Origin of the sequence: Paenibacillus sp. AK121 (genome assembly GCF_019042715.1) — a bacterium.
Taxonomy (GTDB): domain Bacteria; phylum Bacillota; class Bacilli; order Paenibacillales; family Paenibacillaceae; genus Paenibacillus; species Paenibacillus polymyxa_C.
Genome location: NZ_JAHPJM010000008.1, coordinates 220521 through 241637, shown reverse-complemented (window position 1 = coordinate 241637; position 21117 = coordinate 220521). Strand labels below are relative to the sequence as shown.

Genomic DNA, 21117 nt, shown 5'->3' with positions numbered 1-21117 from the left:
CGAGGACAGTGTCAGGTGGGCAGTTTGACTGGGGCGGTCGCCTCCTAAAGAGTAACGGAGGCGCCCCAAGGTTCCCTCAGAATGGTTGGAAATCATTCGAAGAGTGCAAAGGCAGAAGGGAGCTTGACTGCGAGACCTACAAGTCGAGCAGGGACGAAAGTCGGGCTTAGTGATCCGGTGGTACCGCATGGAAGGGCCATCGCTCAACGGATAAAAGCTACCCTGGGGATAACAGGCTTATCTCCCCCAAGAGTCCACATCGACGGGGAGGTTTGGCACCTCGATGTCGGCTCATCGCATCCTGGGGCTGAAGTAGGTCCCAAGGGTTGGGCTGTTCGCCCATTAAAGCGGTACGCGAGCTGGGTTCAGAACGTCGTGAGACAGTTCGGTCCCTATCTGTCGTGGGCGTAGGAAATTTGAGAGGAGCTGTCCTTAGTACGAGAGGACCGGGATGGACGTACCGCTGGTGTACCAGTTGTTCCGCCAGGAGCACCGCTGGGTAGCTATGTACGGAAGGGATAAGCGCTGAAAGCATCTAAGCGTGAAGCCCCCCTCAAGATGAGATTTCCCAGTATGTAAGACCCCTTGAAGACGACGAGGTAGATAGGTTGGGGGTGGAAGTGCAGTAATGCATGGAGCTGACCAATACTAATCGGTCGAGGGCTTATCCTAAAGATAAGACGCAATGAAGTTTCGGATCCAGTTTTCAGGGTGTAACCTTGAATGTAGAATTTGCGAGGCAAATTCATGTTTGGTGGCGATAGCGGAGGGGTTCCACACGTACCCATCCCGAACACGACCGTTAAGCCCTCCAGCGCCGATGGTACTTGGACCGCAGGGTCCTGGGAGAGTAGGACGTTGCCAAGCAACAAGTAAAAAAGATCATGATCTCACTGAGATCATGATCTTTTTTTGTGTTAAATATCAGTAGAATTTTTTATTAGAGTAAGTTAGTTATAAGTTCGACTGAATCTGTGGATATTAGCTAGTAAATAGATAGACATTTTTTTAAGAAAATTAGTACCAGGTATTAGTATCTGGTGTTATAATATAAATAAGGATTATAAAGGAGAGTGATCAGAATGTTGAATTCAAAAGCAAAGTTAACGGCCCTTGGCACTTATGTACCTGAACGGATTTTAACGAACGCCGACTTGGAGAAGCTTGTGGAAACTAGTGACGAGTGGATTGTACAACGAACGGGTATGCGGGAACGACGAATCGCGGCTGAAGATCAGTACGTATCTGATTTATGTATACAAGCTATTAAACGTATGGTTAACCTTTATAACGTAAATGTGAACGATGTTGACATGATCATTGTAGCGACAAGTACACCTGATTACTATTTTCCAAGTACGGCTTCCCGTATTCAGGCTTATTTTAATATTCCAAATACAGGATCAATGGATGTTAGTGCTGCATGCGCAGGCTTTGCCTATGGACTTCATTTGGCGAATGGTCTTATTACGGGTGGTCTACATCGTAAGGTTCTAGTGATTGGAGCAGAGACATTATCCAAAATTACAGATTATACCGACCGGACGACATGTGTTCTTTTTGGAGATGGAGCAGGAGTCGCACTTGTTGAATATGACGAGGATGAAGGATCATTTTTGACCGCAGATATAGGAACCTTTGGGCAAGGTGGAGCACATCTTTACCGCGCAGGATTATCTAACTATTTGGATGGAGAGAAGCTGCAAGATAATGGTTTTATTGCTCAAAATGGACGTGAGGTTTATAAATGGGCTGTACGCTCTGTTCCAGCTGGCATCGAAAGATTAATGGATAAGGCAAATATGGAGAAGGAAGATCTTGACTGGTTTGTACCTCATAGCGCTAATCTGAGAATGATTGAGTCCATATGTGAAAAAAGTACAGTACCTTTAGAAAAGACGCTGACAAGTGTAGAGTTTTATGGCAATACCTCGGCGGCGTCCATTCCGTTGGCTTTACAGTGTGGATTGGATGATGGGCGTTTAAGATATGGACAACATGTGGTGTTATATGGATTCGGGGGAGGCCTGACGTATGCGGGTCTGCTAATAAAATGGAGTGTGCCTGATTTGTAAGTTGGTCTAATTAATGCATAAGCAATAGTAATAGTAAGGAAAGATCATGTTGATAAAGAGACGTTGGTTGGCATTAGATTTATCGTAAGATGGCAGGATGGTATAATTAACATTATGAGAGAAAGGAGCGTAACATGAAGGTATTGGTATTGGCAGAAAAACCATCCGTGGCCAGAGAGATTGCACGTGTGATGGGCAGCCGAGAGAAGCATAAAAGTTATATAGAAGGACCTAAGTATGTAGTGACATGGGCTTTGGGTCATTTGGTCGGATTAGCAGAGCCTGAGGATTACGATTCTAAGTATGCGACTTGGAACTTGGAGGACTTGCCCATTCTTCCGAAGAACTCCAAGTTAAAGGTATTGCGGGAAAGTAATCATCAGTTCAAAGCTGTACAGCAGCTTATGAAACGACAGGACATTGGAGAACTTATCGTGGCAACAGATGCTGCTCGTGAAGGAGAACTGCTGGCACGATGGATTATACAAATGGCAAACTGGAAAAAGCCTTTCCGACGCTTATGGATTTCCTCGCAGACGGATAAGGCAATTAAGGCAGGTTTCGCGAAATTATTGCCTGGCCAGCAGTTTGATCGTTTATATGAATCGGCTCGCTGTAGGGCTGAAGCAGACTGGATGATTGGTCTCAATGTAACCCGCGCGTTAACGGTTCGTTATAACGCTCAGCTTTCGGCTGGAAGGGTACAGACACCAACACTGGGAATGATCATGGAACGTGAGAAGGAGATCACCCAGTTTCGTTCTCAGGAATATGATACTTTGACGGCGGATTTTGGCCATTTTCAAGCAACTTGGCGGGCAGAAAACGGGGATTCGCGCATGTTTGACCGTACTCAAGTAGAGACTTTACGCCACAGGCTCGAAGGGGCCAAAGGTACAGTGGTGAGTGTGAAAAAGAGTGAAAAGAACGAGCCTCATCCGCTGGCGTATGATTTAACTGAGCTGCAAAGAGATGCTAACCAGCGCTACGGTTTCTCGGCCAAACAGACGTCCAATGTTCTTCAACGTCTGTATGAGCAGCATAAGCTGGTGACCTATCCACGTACAGACAGCCGTTATCTTACATCGGATATGGTGGATTCACTTAAGGAAAGACTCAGTAGCGTAGCAGTAGGTCCGTATGCTTCTTTAGCACGTCCGCTATTGCGTAACAATTTGCCAATCACAAAACGAGTTGTGGATGACAGTAAAGTTACAGATCACCATGCGATTATTCCTACTGAGCAGACATTATTGCTTAATCAGCTAAGCCCAGAGGAACGTAAACTGTATGATCTGATTGCGCGCCGTTTTATCAGTCTGTTCTACCCACCTGCACGTTATGATGCTGTAGCTGTATCGGTCATGGTGGGGCAGGAAACATTTCAGGTCAAAGGTACAACCATAAAAGATAGCGGTTGGCGTGCTGTATATGACGAAAGTCATTATGAATTGGACGATGAAGAGATAGATGATCGTGAAAATAATGGACGGGGCGTTATTTTGCCTGAGCTGAAAAAAGGAGACTCCGTCCAATTGCAGCGTTGTATTGTACGAGCTGGACGAACGATGCCGCCGAAGCGTTATACAGAAGCAGCCCTGCTCGCTCAGATGGAAAAGCACGGCCTGGGTACACCAGCTACTCGTGCAGATCTGATCGAGAAACTCGTCAGCTCGGATACGATAGAGCGCCAGGGGAACGTGATGCATCCAACTGGCAAAGGCAAGCAACTGATCGAATTGGCGGCTCCACAGCTACGAACGCCCGAATTGACGGCACGTTGGGAAGCGGAGTTGGAACGGATTGCCCGTGGTCAAGGACAACCTGAGCCATTTTTGAATTCTATCCGTGCTATGGCGAAAGAATTGGTTTCTACTGTGAAAAATAGCAGCGCGGAGTACAAACCCCATAACGTAACGAATAGCCATTGTCCGGATTGTGGTACAAAGTTGTTGGAGAAAAGAGGGAAGAAAGGCAAGTTCCTTGTATGTCCAAATGCGGATTGTGGTTACCGTCGTTCAGGGGAAAAACGCTTGTCCAATCGACGTTGTCCACAGTGTCATAAAAAAATGGAAATGAAAGAGGGCAAAGCAGGTCTGTATGTAAGATGCTTACCCTGCGGCATTACGGAGACGCTGGATAAGGACAAGCAACGGGTAAACAAACGGGAACAGCAAAAGCTAGTAAAACAGTTTGAAAAAAAGGATTCTTTTGGCTCCAGTTTGGGGGATTTGTTAAAAGCAGCAATGGAGCAAAAGCAGGGCGAATAAAGAATAAAGATTGGCCAGAACGTGCTATAAGCTACACAATTAGCAGGCGTATGTCGGTATAAAAAAGCTTTCTCCTTGGCATGGTAATCCGAGGAGGTGAGTATTTATGCCCAAGCATAAGCCGCTTAAAATCAATAATCAGCAAAATAAATCAAGTATACTGGAGGAAGAAATCGCTGCTCATCTAGAGAAGCAAGCTAAATATCCTCCAAGCTTGAATGGGATTCCCAAACAGCAGTCTTGATGCTGCCTGTAAGGGAAAACGAATGGCGGTATAAGACCAAGACGCTTGGATACCAGATGTAATCGTTAAGTGCCAGACATTGTCTTGCATAAAAGAAGCAGCAGTACGGCGGTCTACCGTAACTGCTGCTTCTTTTTCATAATAAGGAAGTTGTATTTATTTGACTTGGAATGACTGCTCTTAGTATTCATTAAAGAAAGATTGAATTTGGTTCACATCGTGCGTTTGGGTCAAAGCGAGCATAAGCAAAATCCGTGCTTTTTGCGGATTGAGCGAATCGGTGGACACAAAATTCGATGCTGCGTCTGTTGTCGACGGGGACACAACTCCACTTCCTACGCGGGTAGAGCGGGCAATAATAACTCCTTTTTTACCTGCAGCCTCTGCGCCTTCTGAGGAGGTCTTGGACAAGGAACCATTACCGGAACCAGCGACCACTATACCCTTGGCACCAGCTGCTACGGCTGCATCATACAGGTAGCGACCGTTGTTTTGATATTCGTATAAAATATCTACTTGCGGTAGCTGGGTGAGATTAGAGATATCGAATACAGAAGAGGTCGTATGCTTATGAGTGGATTTGTTGTAGTAGTATACCTGATCGCCTACTACAGCTCCAAGGTATCCCTGCTCTACAGACTTGAACGTATCGACTGCTGTTGTGTTCGTTTTTGTGATATATCTTGCTGCACCGATGCGATCGTTCAGCAATACGAGTACACCCTGGCCTTTAGAGGCCGAAGCACCGGCAACTTTTACAGCATTATAAAGGTTGAATGGACCATCGGCACTGATGGCAGTAGCTGGACGCATAGAGCCAACGACAACTACAGGCTTATCGCTCTTAACGACAAGATTGAGGAAGTATGCCGTTTCTTCCAATGTATCTGTACCATGGGTAATGACAATACCATCTACATCATCTCTGGCAAGCAGTTCGTTGGTGCGTTTGGCAAGTTTTAAGAGGATTTCATTATTAACATCGGGGCTACCTACGTTAACCACTTGCTCACCACTGACATTTGCAATACTTTTCATCTCAGGAACGGCATTGATCAAGGTTTCAACACCTAATGCACCTGCTTTGTAGCCGGTTGTATCTGTGTTGACGGAGGATGACCCTGCAATGGTTCCTCCTGTGGCCAGTATTTTAATATTGGGCAAGTGATTAGTTTGTGGCTTATCAGATTTGTCCAAAGTTGTAGTGCTAGAAGTAGATAACGTTGTACTGGTTGTAGCTGCTGACGCTACGTTGGCGGTAACTCCACCACTCCATAAGGTACTTCCGAGAATAAAGCTGGCCAACAGGGGAATCATTGTCATTTTTTTCATGTTAGTCATATAAAGCTCCTCTCCAATCTGAAACCTCAAAATATTAATGATAGATTAACTGACAAATATTTTGTCGAATAACGTTAATATCACGCATTATAGGGTGATAAATCGCCTTTAGTCAATATATATGTTAGATAATATGACTCTAAAACTTATCTTTATTATATGTAATCGCTTTAATTATACCTGAATGGAAAAGATTTGAAAACAAAAGCAACAAGCAGAAATCTCATAAGGAGTCTGCTTGTTGCTTTTGATAAAAGGTGAACAACTGAGTTTACCTACCTTTAATTTCATTGAATGAGAGTGACAAGATGAAGTTGATGTCTTACGGTATTTACATGGTTCTACAGTTGAATACATTTCCCATGATCAGGGGTTTTTGCTGTGCTGTTTTGTTGGCAAGCTGGCGCTGGGAGTTCCTTTTCCTTGTTTACGGTTACGTTCTGCCTTTTTTGCATTTTCTCGTAGCTTTTCAACGTACTCATGGGTGCTTTCCATCGTAGTTCCTCCTTTAAGACAAAATAGATGCACTCGGGAATTGCCCTCATACACCGTTACTATTTCCGCAAAAACGTTTTCCCAGTCAGAGAAGGCGTTGTTTCTATAAAAGGGGTGAGGTTATAATGAAGGAGAGAGCTCTATATAAGTCCTAATACCTGAAACTGGTACGGTGTGCAAAAGGAGGGGAGACATTGCAGACAGGCTTGTTGATATGGCTGCTGTTCATCAATGCAGTAGGCTATCTGGTAATGTCGGAAGATAAAAAGAGAGCACGTAAACACCGTGATCGTGTACCTGAACGGACGTTGTTTTTGCTGGCCCTGATCGGGGGCGCATTGGGTGTACTCATTGCGATGTACCGCAAGCGCCATAAAACACGGCATATGACCTTCAGATTAGGTATTCCTGCGTTGCTTTTCATTAACGCATTGCTCTATGGGTATTTTTTACGGTAAGGCTGGGAGTTTAGGTTCCCATAGGGAAGTTTAATGATGATTGAGAAGACTATTCTCAGCCATTACATGATGTAATGAAAGTGAACAACTACAGGAATACATAATTTCAGGCTTTGATTTAACAAACTGAATTCGGAAGAGGTGCGTATTATGCTATTTTCAAAAGTATTGCTTGCTTATGACGGATCGGATGCATCCAACAAAGCTTTATTGAAGGCGGCTGAATTGGTGAAGGCATCACCCTCCTCGAAGCTTGAGGTCGTAACAGCATTCGATTTCCCGCGGATTTTTATGGGCGAAGGCTTGGCTCCAATTCCAGCTTCGGTGAATAAAGAGTATTATGATTTGGCTGAGCAAACTACGGATGAAGTTAAAAAGCGGCTTGCTGAGCAAGGTGTAGATGCCAAGGTGGAACTGATTCAAGGTTCGCCGGCCGAAGTCATTTTGGATTATGCCAATGAGAATGGCTTCGATGTGATTGTGATCGGCAGTCGCGGTTTGGGTGGTATTCGTGAATTTGTCTTAGGTAGCGTAAGTCACAATGTGGTGCAGCATGCACGTATCCCCGTGCTGGTCGTAAAATAACGAAATAAAAAAAGTAAAAGTCGGATCACTACCTGTACAGGAAGTGCCGGCTTTTTATTTTTGTTGGTAAGATGTATTGCTGGCCGTTATCAGTGTAGGTAGAGAGATAGCTAAATGTAATACAATAGTCCCGAGGTGTGCATATAAAGGGCTTGGTTTTTGTTAAACACGAACATTAAATTGTATCATTATGACAATGTTCGTTTTCAAGTTGACACAGGGTGTAGGGAATTGTTAAACTATGAAGTGTATTGTCGATAAAAAATGAACTTTAGGTACAATTTAATTAGGTACACATGTTGGAGCCGAAACTCACCACGATTACGCTAGGAAAGTATATCGTTGGGTATGGAGTAAGCACAATCCTGACTCGTATAATGCCGGGGATATGGCCCGGAAGTTTCTACCTGGAAACCTTAAATTTCCGGACTACGGGAGACATACGGCTGAAGCCGCATTGGATGCGGTAGAACAGGCTTGCTTTTGGCATGCCTTTAAGAGGCTCTGTCGTTTGTTTTTTCGTAGTCCGGTGTCTTGAAAATAACGTTATTTTCGAGTGCCGGATTTTTGGCGCTTATTGATAAACAGGGAGTGAAGGACATGTCAGTGCAGGTCGCTGTCATTATGGGCAGCACATCAGACTGGGACACCATGCAACATGCATGTGCTGTGCTGGACGAGCTTGAAATCGGATATGAGAAAAAAGTAGTTTCAGCCCATCGTACACCGGATTTAATGTTTCGTTTTGCAGAAGAGGCCGCCGGGCGCGGATTAAAGGTCATTATTGCTGGAGCGGGCGGGGCTGCACATCTGCCGGGAATGGTGGCTGCGAAGACATCCTTGCCAGTAATTGGCGTGCCTGTCCAGTCGAAGGCTCTGAATGGTCTAGACTCCCTGCTCTCCATTGTGCAGATGCCGGGTGGTATTCCAGTCGCCACTGTGGCAATCGGTAAGGCAGGCTCTACCAACGCAGGGTTGCTGGCTGCACAAATATTAGGTGCTTTTGACGAAAAGATAAGTCAGCGGGTTGTGGCAAGACGCGACCGTATCCGTGACGAGGTACTGGAAGGCAGTGACTCGCTATGAATGAAGCATGTGAATCCGCAGGCCGTATCCGCCCTCCTGGCACAGTGATTGGAATTTTGGGAGGCGGACAATTAGGCAGAATGCTTGTACTGGCAGGAACAAACCTAGGCTATCGCTTCGTAACACTGGACCCTGCATCGGATAGTCCGTGTGGACAGGTGTCCGAACAAATCCGTGCTGCCTATGATGATGAACGCGCGGCCAGAGAACTGGCTGCACGGTGTGATGTGATCACGTATGAGTTTGAAAATGTGGATGCAGGTGTAGCCGCGCTTTTGGAACAGGAATCCAGTGTGCCACAGGGCAGTAGTCTTTTGTACACGACACAGCATCGTCTGCGTGAAAAACGTTCTATTGAAGCAGCTGGTGTTCCTGTCGCTCCATATCGTGAAATTAGCAGTTCTGCCGATATGGTTCAAGCGGTAGCCGAATTGGGTGTACCGTGTGTGCTCAAAACAGCAGTCGGCGGTTATGATGGTAAGGGCCAAGTGGTCGTTTGCCAATCGGAGGAAGCCACGAATGCCTACGAGCAACTGGCTGGAAGCGGTTCGGAACTGGTGTTGGAACAGTTCATCCGTTTTCGCTGCGAAATCTCGGTGATTGTAGCTCGCAGCACGAACGGTGAAGCCAAAGCCTTTCCGCCTGCGGAAAACATTCACGTAAACAACATTTTGCACACGTCGATTGTACCCGCACGCGTACCTGAACCTGTCCAGGAAGAAGCACGCAAATTGGCGCTGGCTGTGGCGGAGTCATTGGATGCGGTGGGGCTGCTCGCTGTGGAGATGTTTGTCACCGAAGATGGACAATTGTACGTTAATGAGTTGGCACCACGCCCCCATAACTCCGGCCACTACACGATGGAGGGATGCGCCACATCGCAATTTGAGCAGCATATACGTGCGATTTGTGGTTTGCCACTGGGCAACACGAAGCTTCTGACTCCGGTCGTGATGGTCAATGTACTAGGTGAGCATTTGGAGAACGTAATTCGGCGGTTCGGACAAACAGATGCTGAAGCTGAAAGATTGAGTGTTGTACCGAAGCTGCATTTGTATGGAAAAAGTGAAGCCAAGCCAGGCCGGAAGATGGGACATATTAATCTGTTGTGCCAGGATACGGAACAAGCGCTGGAATGGATTGATCAAACCAATATTTGGGGGGATAAATAGTCATGATCGAACGCTATAGCAGACCGGAAATGAGAGCGATTTGGACGGAAGAAAATAAATTCAAAGCTTGGCTGGAAGTAGAACTGTGTGCCTGTGAAGCATGGGCTGAGTTAGGTGTTATCCCAAAAGAAGATACCGTGGCTCTGCGCAAAAATGCAAGCTTTGATATTGAACGGATCTATGAAATTGAGCAGGAAACAAGACATGATGTCATTGCTTTTACCCGCACGGTATCCGAAAGTCTTGGCGACGAGCGCAAATGGGTGCATTACGGTCTAACCTCCACAGACGTGGTTGATACGGCGCTAGGCTATTTGTTGAAGCAGGCGAATGAAATTCTGGAACGAGATATTCTGAATTTTATTGATATTTTGAAGGAAAAAGCATTGGCTTACAAGCACACACCGATGATGGGACGTACACATGGAGTGCACGCTGAGCCGACCACATTCGGACTGAAAATGGGCCTGTGGTACGAGGAAATGAAGCGCAATCTGGAACGTTTCCGCTATGCTGCTGACCAGGTGCAATACGGTAAAATGTCCGGTGCAGTCGGAACATATGCCAACATTGACCCAGCTGTGGAAGAATTCGTATGCCGCAAGCTGGGCACCAAGCCTGCTCCGATTTCTACACAAACGCTTCAGCGTGATCGTCATGCTGAATATATGGCCACGTTGGCGTTGATCGCCACTTCATTGGACAAGTTTGCTACAGAAGTCCGTGCATTACAAAAGAGCGAATTCCGTGAGGTGGAAGAAGCTTTTGCCAAGGGTCAAAAAGGATCTTCCGCAATGCCGCATAAACGCAATCCGATCGGAAGTGAAAACATCTCCGGCCTGGCACGTGTGATTCGCGGGCATATGGTATCGGCGTATGAGAACGTTACGCTGTGGCATGAACGCGACATTTCGCATTCTTCTGTAGAACGCATCATTTTGCCAGATGCAACAATGCTGTTGAACTACATGCTGAACCGTTTTGGCAATATCGTGAAAAATCTGACGGTCTTCCCTGAAAATATGAAGCGCAATATGGCGCGTACGTATGGTGTACCATTCTCTGGCCGTATTATGACGAAGCTGATCGACAAGGGCTTTAGTCGTGAAAAAGCTTACGATACCGTGCAGCCGCGTGCTATGCAGGCATGGGAAGAACAACGCCAGTTCCGCGAAATCGTCGAGGCGACTCCTGAAATTACTGCCGTGCTCAGTCCGGATGAAATCGAGGATGCGTTCAACCCAGCTTGGCATTTGAAGAACGTGGATACGATCTTTAAAAAGCTGGGATTAGGGGAGTAAGAGGGAAGGTTGGCGCTTGGGAGAGGATCAGGAGCGTGATGAGACCGCTGCGCGAACGGATCGTTCTTCCGATTGCTGTTGCCCCTGGATTCTTGAATTGGAAAACCTGCAAAGGTTGGAATCCAGGGGCAAAGGCAAACGCTAACGCTTCTCCAGAACGATTCCGTCTGCTCCGCTGCTTCCAGCACCAACCCTCATGTGGGAGCAGAACTTGAAAAGGTGCGGCACATAAGATGCCGCACCTTCCCAAGAGCGATGGAAAAGCCGTGTTCCACTGCTTTTCTATCGCAGACCACGTGCTCGTGAGGGCTGCCGAATTTGCGCAGCAAACAGCCCGCAGTCCTTACGAGCACGCACAGGCTCAAGAAGCGAAGCCTTGAGCCAGCCGTTCGCGCCGACGTAAAAGCGTTGCTGGATGAGGGCTTGTACTAACAAGCTAACAAGCCTTCATCCAGCGGAACGCGCTCACCCGACCGTAGCTACAAAATAGACGCCCTCACCCGGCTCACTAGCCAACTCTTGCGGGAGTCCCGAGGGCAGCAGCCCTGGGGGTCCTCCCCGAGGGGAGGATTTAGGAGGGGCAAAGGTTCGATTTAGGAGGGGCAACTTCTATGAAAGAGGTGTAATGAAATGTCATTGTCTACCGCCGAAGGTCTGATTCATGCGCCGCTCTTGTACAAAGGCAAAGTGCGTGAGTTGTATGATCTCGGAGAACATTTTCTGATTGTCGTGACGGACCGGATTTCGGCTTTTGATTATGTGTTGGAGCCGCCCGTACCGGAAAAAGGAAATGTATTGAACAAGCTCAGTGCTTTCTGGTTTGAACAGACGAAAGAACTGCTGGAAAACCATGTCGTGCATACCGATGTAGACAAGCTCGGACATGTCATCGACGAACAGCATAAAGAGCTGCTAAAGGACCGGATCATGGTTACGCTGAAGGCTGAACGCATCGACATCGAGTGTGTGGTGCGTGGATATATTACCGGAGGCGGCTGGCGTCAGTATGAGCAGACCGGCGAGGTAAACGGTATTCCATTGCCCAAGGGGCTACGTAAGAATGAACGCTTTCCCAAGCCTCTATTTACACCGGCTGCAAAAAATGATGTCGGTCACGACGAGGACATTTCCCTTCACCAAATGAAGGAATTGGTCGGGGCCCAGCTAACCGGTGAGCTTGAGGAAAAAAGCTTGGCATTGTACGAATTTGCGCGTGCTTTCTGCGAAAAGCGAGGAATCATTTTAGCGGATTGCAAGTTTGAGTTTGGTCTTGTTGATGGCAAGGTGATTTTGATTGATGAAATTTTCACCCCGGACTCATCCCGTTTTTGGGCGCAGGAAAAGTATGAGCTGGATGTGGAGATTGACAGCATGGACAAGGAGCCGGTACGAAGCTATCTAGCAGCCTCCGGTTGGGACAAGAATAGCAAGCCCGATCCGTTGCCTGCTGAGGTCGTAGAAGAAACAACTGCAAGATATACGGATATTTGGCGGCGTCTGACGGCACAGTAAATAGTAATCATAATTCAACCAATAGGATTCACTCATTCGGAGGAGGAACTGAAGGAACATGATGAAAGCAACAGTCTATGTCACGATTAAGCAAAGCGTTTTGGACCCGCAGGGGGTTGCGGTGCAGGGCGCACTGCATTCTATGGGTTTCGGAGAAGTGGATAGCGTCAGAATTGGTAAGTATATGGAACTGAATCTGGATACAACAGACCGCGAGAGTGCAGAGAAACGCGTCATCGAGATGTGTGAAAAGCTGTTGGCCAACACGGTCATTGAAGACTACCGCTACGAACTGGAGGGCTGATTCCATGAAATTTGCAGTTCTGGTTTTTCCGGGCTCCAACTGTGATATTGACTGCTATAAGGCGATAGAGGACACGGTCGGTGAACCTGTCGATTATGTTTGGCATACTGCAACGGATCTGTCACCTTACGATTGTATTCTTGTTCCGGGAGGCTTCTCCTACGGGGATTATCTGCGGTGCGGTGCGATTTCCCGGTTTGCCCCGGTGATGAAGGAAGTAGCCAAAGCGGCTGCTGAAGGCAAATATATTTTGGGGATTTGCAACGGTTTTCAAATTTTGACCGAAGCCGGGCTGTTGCCAGGAGCTTTGCGCCGTAATCTGTCGATGAAATTCCTTTGCCGTGATACGGTGTTGCAGGTTGCGAATAACGATACGCCTTTTACAAGAGATTATGCTGCTGGTGAAGAAATCATTATTCCGATCGCACATGGTGAAGGCAACTATTACTGTGATGATGAGACGCTGGCTCGTTTGCAGGCGAACAATCAGATCGTATTTACGTATAAAGATAATCCCAATGGTTCCATGACGGATATTGCGGGGATTTGTAATGAACAAGGTAACGTACTGGGCATGATGCCCCATCCGGAACGTGCGGTGGATGCATTGCTTGGCACGGATGACGGCAAACGTATGTTTACATCTATTTTGAATGCTTGGAGGGATCGTCATGGCGCAGCAAGTGTCCGCTAAGGAACCGACGGCAGAGCAGGTTGCCGAACATAAACTGTATCAGCAGATGGGTGTGTCGGACAGTGAATATGCGCTGATCTGTGATTTCATGGGGCGTCAGCCGAATTATACGGAAATTGGCGTGTTCAGTGTTATGTGGTCAGAGCATTGTGCTTACAAAAACTCCAAGCCGTTGCTGAGACGTTTCCCGACGAGCGGTCCGCGAGTGCTGATGGGACCGGGTGAAGGAGCAGGGATTGTAGATATTGGAGACAACCAAGCGGTTGTATTTAAAATCGAAAGTCATAACCATCCATCCGCTGTAGAACCTTTTCAAGGGGCAGCGACTGGGGTAGGCGGCATCATCCGTGATATTTTCTCCATGGGCGCAAGACCTGTAGCTGTGTTGAACTCTTTGCGTTTTGGCAAGCTGGAGAGCGACCGTGTGAAATATTTGTTCGAGCATGTGGTATCCGGTATTGCGGGCTATGGAAACTGTATCGGTATTCCAACCGTAGGCGGCGAGGTTGTATTTGATGAAAGCTATGAGGGCAATCCGCTCGTCAATGCCATGTGTGTCGGACTGATTGACCATGATAAAATTCAGCGCGGTGTGGCAAAAGGGGTCGGCAACCCGGTGTTTTATGTGGGACCTCCGACAGGTCGTGACGGGATTCATGGAGCAACCTTCGCATCGGTTGAGCTGACAGAGGAATCCGAAGCGAATCGGACTGCGGTTCAAGTAGGCGACCCATTTATGGAGAAGCTGGTTATGGAATCATGTCTGGAACTGATCGACAGCGGTATTGTACTAGGTATTCAGGATATGGGCGCAGCGGGACTTACCTGCTCCAGTGCCGAAATGGCAAGCAAGGCGGGCAACGGTCTTGAGTTGTATCTGGATCAGGTACCGCAACGTGAAGAGGGCATGACCCCTTATGAAATGATGTTGTCTGAATCACAGGAACGTATGCTGTTCGTTGTTGAGCCAAAGGACGAAGCACAGGCGCTTGAAATTTTTGAGCGTTGGGGCGTCATTTGTGCCAAGGTCGGCAAGGTGACGGATGACGGGCGTTTGCGTTTGTTCCATCACGGTGAAGTGGTGGGGGATATGCCAGTGACGGCGCTAGTAGATGAGTGTCCGATCTATGACAAGCCTTCCGAAGTTCCTGCTTATTATGAGCAAAATGCTGCTGTTGACACATTGCGTTACCCAGAAGTGACTGATTTGAACGGTGCGCTGAAAAAGGTGCTGTCTTCACCAAGTGTAGCCAGCAAGAAATGGGTATACGAGCAGTATGATTACATGGTTCGCACCAGTACGGCCATTCGTCCGGGCTCGGATGCGGCTGTAGTGACTGTACGCGGCACCCGCAAGGGACTTGCGATGACTACAGATTGTAACGGACGTTATGTATACCTGGATCCAGAGGTAGGCGGACGAATTGCAGTCAGCGAAGCAGCCCGTAACATTGTATGCTCCGGCGGCGAGCCTTTGGCGATTACGGACAACCTGAACTTTGGCAACCCTGAAAAACCGGATATTTTCTGGCAAATGGAAAAAGCCGTGGACGGTATGGCAGAAGCTTGTCGTGTACTGGATACACCTGTTATCGGGGGTAACGTTAGCTTGTACAACGAAAATGCCAAAGGTGCGATCTATCCGACGCCTGTAGTCGGTATGGTCGGTCTCGTACATGATACAGATCATATTACGACACAAGGCTTCAAAGCTGAAGGCGACGTCATTTTCCTGGTGGGGGAGACGAAGGCTGAGCTAGGAGGCAGTGAGTTCCAGGCTGTCGTGCACGGTGTATCCGAAGGACGTCCGCCTGAGCTAGATTTGAACGTAGAGAAAAAACTGCTGACCGCAGTACTGGGAGCGATACAAGCCGGATTGGTACAATCCGCGCATGATCTCGCAGAGGGCGGATTGGCTGTGGCGCTTGCCGAATCTGGAATTAGCGGCGGATTGGGAGCACAGGTTAACGTAGAGACGTCTTTGCGTCCTGACCATGCTTTATTCAGCGAAAGTCAATCCCGCATTTTGTTGTCCGCATCGCCGGATAAAGCGTCTGCGTTGGAAGCGCATCTGCGTGGATTGGAAGTGCCAGTTGCCGTATTGGGAAAAGTTGAAGGATCACAATTGACAGTTGAGGTGAACGGACAACCCGCTTTGAACGAGGCAGTCGCCAGTTTGAAGCAAATCTGGGAGGATGTCATTCCATGTCTGATGAAATAACAGCACGGATGTTGTGGACTGGAGATTATTATAATGAAGGCTCGGGTAAAGAGGGGCTGTTTGATAAATTAAAAGAGGAATGCGGCGTATTCGGGGTATACAGACACTCCGATGCCGCTTCCCTAGCCTATTACGGCTTACACGCGCTTCAGCATCGTGGTGAGGAAAGCGCAGGGATCTGTGTGAGCAGTGGCGACGAGTTCCATTATCATCGTGGAATGGGGCTTGTCAAAGAAGTATTTAATAAAGACTTAATGGCTTCGTTGACAGGCGATATTGCCATAGGACATGTGCGCTACTCAACAAGTGGAGACAGTAAGCTGACGAATGCACAGCCTTTGGTGTTCAAGTATCGTGATGGTGATCTGGCGGTAGCGACAAACGGAAATATCGTAAATGCTTTGCAAATTCGGCATGAGCTGGAGCAGGGTGGGTCTATTTTTCAAACGACCAGCGATACCGAAGTAGTAGCGCATTTGATCGCCCGGTCGTCCAAGGATTTGGTGGAGGCTGCCAAGGATGCATTGAAGCGTATTATCGGCGGGTTTGCTTTCCTTATTATGACCAATGACAAGCTGCTTGTGGCATCTGATCCCAACGGCTTGCGTCCATTGACGATGGGCAGATTGGGAGATGCATATCTGTTTGCATCCGAATCCTGTGCTTTGGAAACGATAGGTGCAGAACTGTTGCGCGATATCGAGCCAGGTGAGCTGTTGATTCTTGATAAAAATGGACTGCACGAAGACCGCTATACGGAAGATAAGCAGCGTAAAGCGCTGTGTGCGATGGAGTATATTTATTTTGCTCGTCCTGACAGTGATTTGAACGGAGCTAATCTTCATGCTGCACGCAAACGGATGGGCAGCCAACTGGCGCTGGAGGCTTTTGTCGATGCTGATTTGGTGACAGGTGTACCGGATTCCAGCATATCGGCTGCGATTGGTTATGCAGAGCAAACAGGTATTCCTTACGAGCTGGGCATGATTAAAAATAAATATACCGGTCGTACCTTCATTCAACCGAGTCAGGAGCTGCGCGAGCAGGGTGTGAAAATGAAGCTGAGCGCCGTACGCCGTGTGGTTGAAGGTAAACGGGTCATTATGATCGACGACTCTATCGTTCGTGGCACCACGTCTCGTCGAATCGTAAATATGCTGCGAGATGCGGGCGCGCTGGAAGTACATGTACGTATTACCTCGCCGCCTTTCAAAAACCCGTGCTTCTACGGTATCGACACGCCGGACCGTCGGGAGCTGATCGCTTCGTCCAAAACCGTAGAGGAAATTCGGCAAGAGATTAACGCTGATTCGCTCTTCTTTATGAGCGCCGAAGGATTGATTGCCGCAGTAGGCGGACATAACGAACAGGATTACAAGGGCGGTTTGTGCCTGGCTTGTTTCGATAATGATTATCCGACACAGGTAGATTTCAAAGGCGAAGAAAAGTTCGGGTGTAGTTGCTAGTATAGGGAACAAAAGAGGTACAGAGGTGCATGGGGATGGTGGTTCTGAGGTGGCCACTCCGCGTGTGGATGGTTCTTACGATCGCTGCGTTCCTCAGGTGTGCAGCATTTTGCAGCAGTGCCTGTACCTCTTCTGTTCCCACAGGGAAGAGGATAGGTAAGGCCGTTAAAAACTCATGGCATAACTATTTCATGCCATGAGTTTTTAACGGCCAGGGCGCAACTGCCTGCCTCAAGGGTCAAAGAAGTAAGCCGCCCGTTGGCGCTGCTCACTTCTTTGACCGGCACGTCCCCGACTTTGCAAAGCAAACAGCCCGGGACGTGCCCCTGCCGCCGTCACTACCAAAGGCGGCCACGCATCAAAGCGTGTCCTTGTGAATTGCGGGAAGACCCGCAACTCACAAAGGAAAACACGCGACTCACAGCACGAACCACCACCAAGCAGCACCCAATCCTACGCATCTGACCGACTCTTGAGGGGTCCAGGGGGAGCAGCCCCATGGAATCCTCCCTGCTAGGGAGGACTTAGGAGGGTCAATCATTTGAAGGAGTGTTCATGAATGTCCGAAGCATACAAAAACGCAGGGGTAGATATCGCTGCTGGTAATGAAGCAGTAGAACGGATGAAAAAGCACGTTAAACGTACCTTCCGTCCGGAAGTGCTCACGGACTTGGGCGGATTCGGTGCATTGTTCGGCCTGAATAAAGATAAGTACGAGGAGCCTGTACTTGTGTCTGGTACTGACGGTGTCGGCACGAAGCTGAAGCTTGCCTTCGCAATGGATCGTCATGACACCATCGGCATTGATGCAGTTGCGATGTGCGTAAACGACATTGTCGTAGGGGGCGCGGAGCCACTCTTTTTTCTCGATTATCTCGCCTGTGACAAGGTTATACCTGAGAAAATCGAAGCGATTGTCGCCGGTATTGCCGAGGGCTGTCACCAGTCAGGTTGTGCGTTGGTTGGCGGTGAAACCGCAGAAATGCCGGGGATGTACAGCGAGGGCGAATATGATATTGCCGGATTCACGGTAGGGATTGTAGATAAAAGCAAAATCATTAACGGCAGTTCCATTGCTCCTGGAGATACCGTAATCGGACTAGCTTCCAGTGGCGTTCACAGTAATGGTTTCTCCCTGGTTCGCAAGCTGTTATTGGAACAGCAAGGTTATGATTTGCATGATGAAATCGAAGGCTTGAATGGCAAACTGGGCGATGTACTGCTGGAGCCTACGAAAATTTATGTGAAATCTGTGTTGGCATTGCTGGATAAGGTAAAAGTAAAAGGCATGGCGCATATCACTGGTGGCGGTTTTATTGAAAATATCCCTAGAGTGTTACCGGATCACGTCAATGTGGATATACAATATGGCACTTGGCCGATTCTGCCGATCTTCCAGCTCATGCAGGAAAAAGGCGAAATCTCCAACAAAGACATGTTCACGACTTTCAATATGGGGATTGGAATGGTGATCGTTGTCGGTGCAGAGCACGCACAGACCGCACTGGAAGTTCTGAAGGAACAGGGTGAAGCTGCGTATGTGATCGGAAAAGTAACGGAAGGCAGCTCTATCGTGACCTTTACAGGAGCCGAGGTGTAATGAACGAGTACCGGATTGCTGTTTTTGCATCAGGCGAAGGGACGAACTTTCAGTCTTTGGTGGATGCGGCTGCGCGGGGTGAACTGGGCGGCGCCTCGGTAGAACTGCTCATCTGTGACAAGCCTGCGGCTCCTGCTGTAGCTAGAGCACAAAAAGCTGGAATTGCCTGTCATACTTTTCGTCCTAAAGATTATCCTGCCCGAGAAGACTATGAGCGTGAATTAGTGGCTTTGCTGGAGCAGAAATCGATTGATCTCATCGTGTTAGCAGGCTATATGCGTTTGCTATCTAGTGTCATGGTTGATGCGTACGCTGGGAAAATCATTAATATTCATCCGTCGCTGCTTCCGGCATTTCCAGGGAAAGATGCTATTGGACAGGCATTAGCCTATGGGGTCAAGGTAAGTGGGGTCACCGTCCATTTTGTGGACGGGGGGATGGATACTGGGGCGATTATTGCCCAACGTGTCGTGGAGGTTCACGATCATGATACAGCGGAATCCTTATCCGTAGCCATTCAATCCGTGGAACGTCAGCTATATCCTGAGGTAGTTGGCAGACTGGCCCAAGGCAAAATCCAATTGAATGGCCGCAAGGTGAACTCACTTCTCTAAAGATAACTGTAATTTGTCATATCATTGTCCTAACAAGGATACTGTACAGGCATTTTCCGATATTTCTCGGGAAATAAATTGATAGAAGAGAAATTTGCAAAATTCTGAAAGAGCTAAAGGAGGAGACAGGGTGAGTATTAAAAGAGCGCTCGTCAGCGTATCAGATAAACGGGGAATCGTAGAGTTTTGCCGTGAGTTGTCCAAATTGGGTGTGGAGATCGTTTCGACAGGGGGAACGAGCAGCTTGCTGTCGAAGGAGGGTATTCCTGTCATCGGTATTTCAGAGGTAACGGGATTTCCAGAAATTATGGATGGACGTGTTAAAACACTCCACCCTGCGGTACACAGCGGTTTGCTGGCTGTTCGGGATAATGAAGAGCATCAGCGTCAAATGAAGGAGCTTGGATTGGATTATATCGATCTGGTCGTTGTGAACCTGTATCCTTTTGCGGAAACGATCGCCAAACCCGGTGTAACCTATGAGGACGCGATTGAAAATATCGACATCGGCGGTCCAACGATGCTCCGCTCAGCGGCAAAAAACCATGCTTTTGTCAGTGTAGTGGTCGATGCTGATGACTATAGCACTGTACTGGAGGAAATACGTAAGGATGGCGACACGGAGCTGAATACTCGTAAGCGTTTGGCTGCAAAAGTGTTCCGTCATACGGCGTCATACGACGCTTTGATTTCCGATTATTTGTCGAATGTGACAGGCGACCCGCTGCCTGAGCGTTACACTGTAACCTATGAAAAAATTCAGGATTTGCGTTATGGCGAAAATCCTCATCAACAGGCTGCGTTTTACCGTGAGCCATTGGCGGCCAAGGGTACACTGACAACAGCAAAGCAACTTCACGGTAAAGAGTTGTCTTACAATAATATCAATGATGCTAATGCAGCCCTGCAAATCGTCAAAGAATTCAGCGAGCCGACAGTAGTTGCAGTTAAGCATATGAATCCTTGCGGTGTGGGAATTGGCGGCAGTATTTATGAAGCGTACAGCAAAGCTTACGCAGCAGATCCAACTTCGATTTTTGGCGGCATCGTTGCGGCTAACCGGATTATTGATGGTGATACAGCGAACAAGCTGAGTGAAATCTTTTTGGAAATTATATTGGCACCGGGCTTCACGAAAGAAGCATTGGAGATTTTAACGAAAAAGAAAAATATCCGTTTGCTTGATCTTGGTGAGCTTTCCCCGTCTGAGGCGAAGAGCCGTTTCGTCGTGACTTCCATTGAAGGTGGCATGGTTGTTCAGCAAAATGACGTTCATGCTATAGACCCGGATGCACTTACGGTTGTAACAGAGCGCGCGCCATCCGAGGAGGAACTGAAACAACTTTTGTTTAGCTGGAAAGTGGTTAAGCATGTGAAATCCAACGCCATCGTACTGGCGGCAGATAATATGACCATAGGGGTAGGCGCAGGACAAATGAACCGTGTCGGAGCAGCCAAGATTGCAATCGAGCAGGCCGGTGACAAAGCAAAAGGTGCGGTACTGGCATCGGATGCATTTTTCCCGATGGGCGATACGCTGGAGTTGGCAGCTAAAGCAGGCATCACGGCAGTTATTCAGCCAGGCGGCTCCATCAAAGACGAAGAATCCATCAAGGTTGCTAACGCATATGGCATTGCTATGGTCTTTACGGGCGTACGTCATTTCAAGCACTAAGTTG

20 protein-coding genes, 2 rRNA genes and 1 riboswitch are annotated in these 21117 nt (G+C 47.9%); of the genes, 19 read left to right on the top strand and 3 right to left on the bottom strand.

All coding sequences use genetic code 11. The features are described 5' to 3' along the window. The 5 genes from KSP24_RS16535 to KSP24_RS16515 form a co-directional block, all read left to right on the top strand. A 23S ribosomal RNA gene (locus KSP24_RS16535) occupies positions 1-672 on the top strand; the annotation flags it as partial. 78 nt (positions 673-750) lie between these two features. Continuing rightward, positions 751-867: ribosomal RNA gene (gene rrf / locus KSP24_RS16530) — 5S ribosomal RNA — on the top strand. Between the two features lie 215 nt (positions 868-1082). Next, positions 1083-2075: a ketoacyl-ACP synthase III gene (locus KSP24_RS16525; RefSeq protein WP_013369459.1), complete on the top strand. Its 993-nt coding sequence runs from the start codon at positions 1083-1085 to the stop codon at positions 2073-2075. A 134-nt stretch (positions 2076-2209) separates the two neighbouring features. Continuing rightward, entirely contained in the window at positions 2210-4345 is a 2136-nt protein-coding gene (locus tag KSP24_RS16520) for a DNA topoisomerase III (protein WP_216975841.1), read from the top strand. Between the two features lie 106 nt (positions 4346-4451). Further along, on the top strand, positions 4452-4589 hold the full coding sequence (locus tag KSP24_RS16515; protein ID WP_013369461.1) for a hypothetical protein: 138 nt from the start codon (positions 4452-4454) through the stop codon (positions 4587-4589). A 180-nt stretch (positions 4590-4769) separates the two neighbouring features. Here the strand turns inward: KSP24_RS16515 and KSP24_RS16510 are convergent, their stop codons facing one another. Both KSP24_RS16510 and KSP24_RS16505 read right to left on the bottom strand, forming a co-directional pair. After that, the gene (locus KSP24_RS16510) at positions 4770-5930 is read right to left on the bottom strand and encodes a type II asparaginase (protein ID WP_216975840.1); all 1161 of its coding nucleotides are present in this window, start codon (positions 5928-5930) and stop codon (positions 4770-4772) included. A 366-nt stretch (positions 5931-6296) separates the two neighbouring features. Beyond that, positions 6297-6425 (bottom strand): DUF4023 family protein, encoded by a 129-nt coding sequence (locus KSP24_RS16505; protein ID WP_013369463.1) that lies wholly within the window; start codon positions 6423-6425, stop codon positions 6297-6299. A gap of 194 nt (positions 6426-6619) precedes the next feature. Between KSP24_RS16505 and KSP24_RS16500 the strand changes: the two genes are divergently transcribed. The 6 genes from KSP24_RS16500 to KSP24_RS25490 all read left to right on the top strand — a co-directional run bounded on the left by KSP24_RS16500 (position 6620) and on the right by KSP24_RS25490 (position 11172). After that, positions 6620-6883 carry a DUF1294 domain-containing protein gene (locus tag KSP24_RS16500; RefSeq protein WP_058710758.1) on the top strand — a complete coding sequence of 88 codons (264 nt, stop codon included), beginning with the start codon at positions 6620-6622 and terminating at the stop codon, positions 6881-6883. A gap of 150 nt (positions 6884-7033) precedes the next feature. Continuing rightward, complete coding sequence (locus KSP24_RS16495) at positions 7034-7468, top strand: universal stress protein (RefSeq protein ID WP_013369465.1); 435 nt, start codon at positions 7034-7036, stop codon at positions 7466-7468. A 350-nt stretch (positions 7469-7818) separates the two neighbouring features. Then, a riboswitch (purine riboswitch) is annotated at positions 7819-7920 on the top strand. Positions 7921-8068: 148 nt separating this feature from the next. Continuing rightward, positions 8069-8554: a 5-(carboxyamino)imidazole ribonucleotide mutase gene (gene purE / locus KSP24_RS16490; protein WP_013369467.1), complete on the top strand. Its 486-nt coding sequence runs from the start codon at positions 8069-8071 to the stop codon at positions 8552-8554. Then, positions 8551-9726 (top strand): 5-(carboxyamino)imidazole ribonucleotide synthase, encoded by a 1176-nt coding sequence (gene purK / locus KSP24_RS16485; RefSeq protein WP_216975838.1) that lies wholly within the window; start codon positions 8551-8553, stop codon positions 9724-9726. Before purE ends, purK begins: the two co-directional genes overlap by 4 nt. A 2-nt stretch (positions 9727-9728) precedes the next feature. Continuing rightward, entirely contained in the window at positions 9729-11027 is a 1299-nt protein-coding gene (gene purB, locus KSP24_RS16480) for an adenylosuccinate lyase (protein ID WP_113050140.1), read from the top strand. Positions 11028-11043: 16 nt separating this feature from the next. Beyond that, positions 11044-11172: a hypothetical protein gene (locus KSP24_RS25490; protein ID WP_302054366.1), complete on the top strand. Its 129-nt coding sequence runs from the start codon at positions 11044-11046 to the stop codon at positions 11170-11172. A gap of 137 nt (positions 11173-11309) precedes the next feature. On the opposite strand, the gene KSP24_RS16475 is transcribed toward KSP24_RS25490, so the two are convergent. Beyond that, positions 11310-11462, bottom strand: coding sequence for a hypothetical protein (locus KSP24_RS16475; RefSeq protein ID WP_216975836.1), 153 nt, complete (start codon positions 11460-11462; stop codon positions 11310-11312). Positions 11463-11657: 195 nt separating this feature from the next. Here KSP24_RS16475 and KSP24_RS16470 point away from each other — a divergent pair, with 195 nt between their 5' ends. The 8 genes from KSP24_RS16470 (at position 11658) to purH (ending at position 21113) form a co-directional block, all read left to right on the top strand. After that, entirely contained in the window at positions 11658-12539 is an 882-nt protein-coding gene (locus tag KSP24_RS16470) for a phosphoribosylaminoimidazolesuccinocarboxamide synthase (RefSeq protein WP_216975834.1), read from the top strand. Between the two features lie 58 nt (positions 12540-12597). After that, positions 12598-12843, top strand: a complete 246-nt coding sequence (purS, locus tag KSP24_RS16465; protein ID WP_007428837.1) for a phosphoribosylformylglycinamidine synthase subunit PurS — start codon at positions 12598-12600, stop codon at positions 12841-12843. A 4-nt stretch (positions 12844-12847) separates the two neighbouring features. After that, complete coding sequence (gene purQ / locus KSP24_RS16460) at positions 12848-13537, top strand: phosphoribosylformylglycinamidine synthase subunit PurQ (protein ID WP_013369473.1); 690 nt, start codon at positions 12848-12850, stop codon at positions 13535-13537. Then, positions 13515-15758: a phosphoribosylformylglycinamidine synthase subunit PurL gene (gene purL, locus KSP24_RS16455; protein ID WP_216975832.1), complete on the top strand. Its 2244-nt coding sequence runs from the start codon at positions 13515-13517 to the stop codon at positions 15756-15758. Before purQ ends, purL begins: the two co-directional genes overlap by 23 nt. Beyond that, on the top strand, positions 15743-17224 hold the full coding sequence (purF, locus tag KSP24_RS16450) for an amidophosphoribosyltransferase (RefSeq protein WP_216975830.1): 1482 nt from the start codon (positions 15743-15745) through the stop codon (positions 17222-17224). The genes purL and purF overlap by 16 nt, the downstream gene beginning before the upstream one ends. Before the next feature lie 559 nt (positions 17225-17783). Further along, positions 17784-18824 carry a phosphoribosylformylglycinamidine cyclo-ligase gene (gene purM / locus KSP24_RS16445; RefSeq protein ID WP_025675375.1) on the top strand — a complete coding sequence of 347 codons (1041 nt, stop codon included), beginning with the start codon at positions 17784-17786 and terminating at the stop codon, positions 18822-18824. Beyond that, entirely contained in the window at positions 18824-19438 is a 615-nt protein-coding gene (gene purN / locus KSP24_RS16440) for a phosphoribosylglycinamide formyltransferase (RefSeq protein WP_058710753.1), read from the top strand. Before purM ends, purN begins: the two co-directional genes overlap by 1 nt. Positions 19439-19568: 130 nt before the next feature. Further along, complete coding sequence (purH, locus tag KSP24_RS16435; RefSeq protein ID WP_216975828.1) at positions 19569-21113, top strand: bifunctional phosphoribosylaminoimidazolecarboxamide formyltransferase/IMP cyclohydrolase; 1545 nt, start codon at positions 19569-19571, stop codon at positions 21111-21113. Positions 21114-21117: the final 4 nt, after the last annotated feature.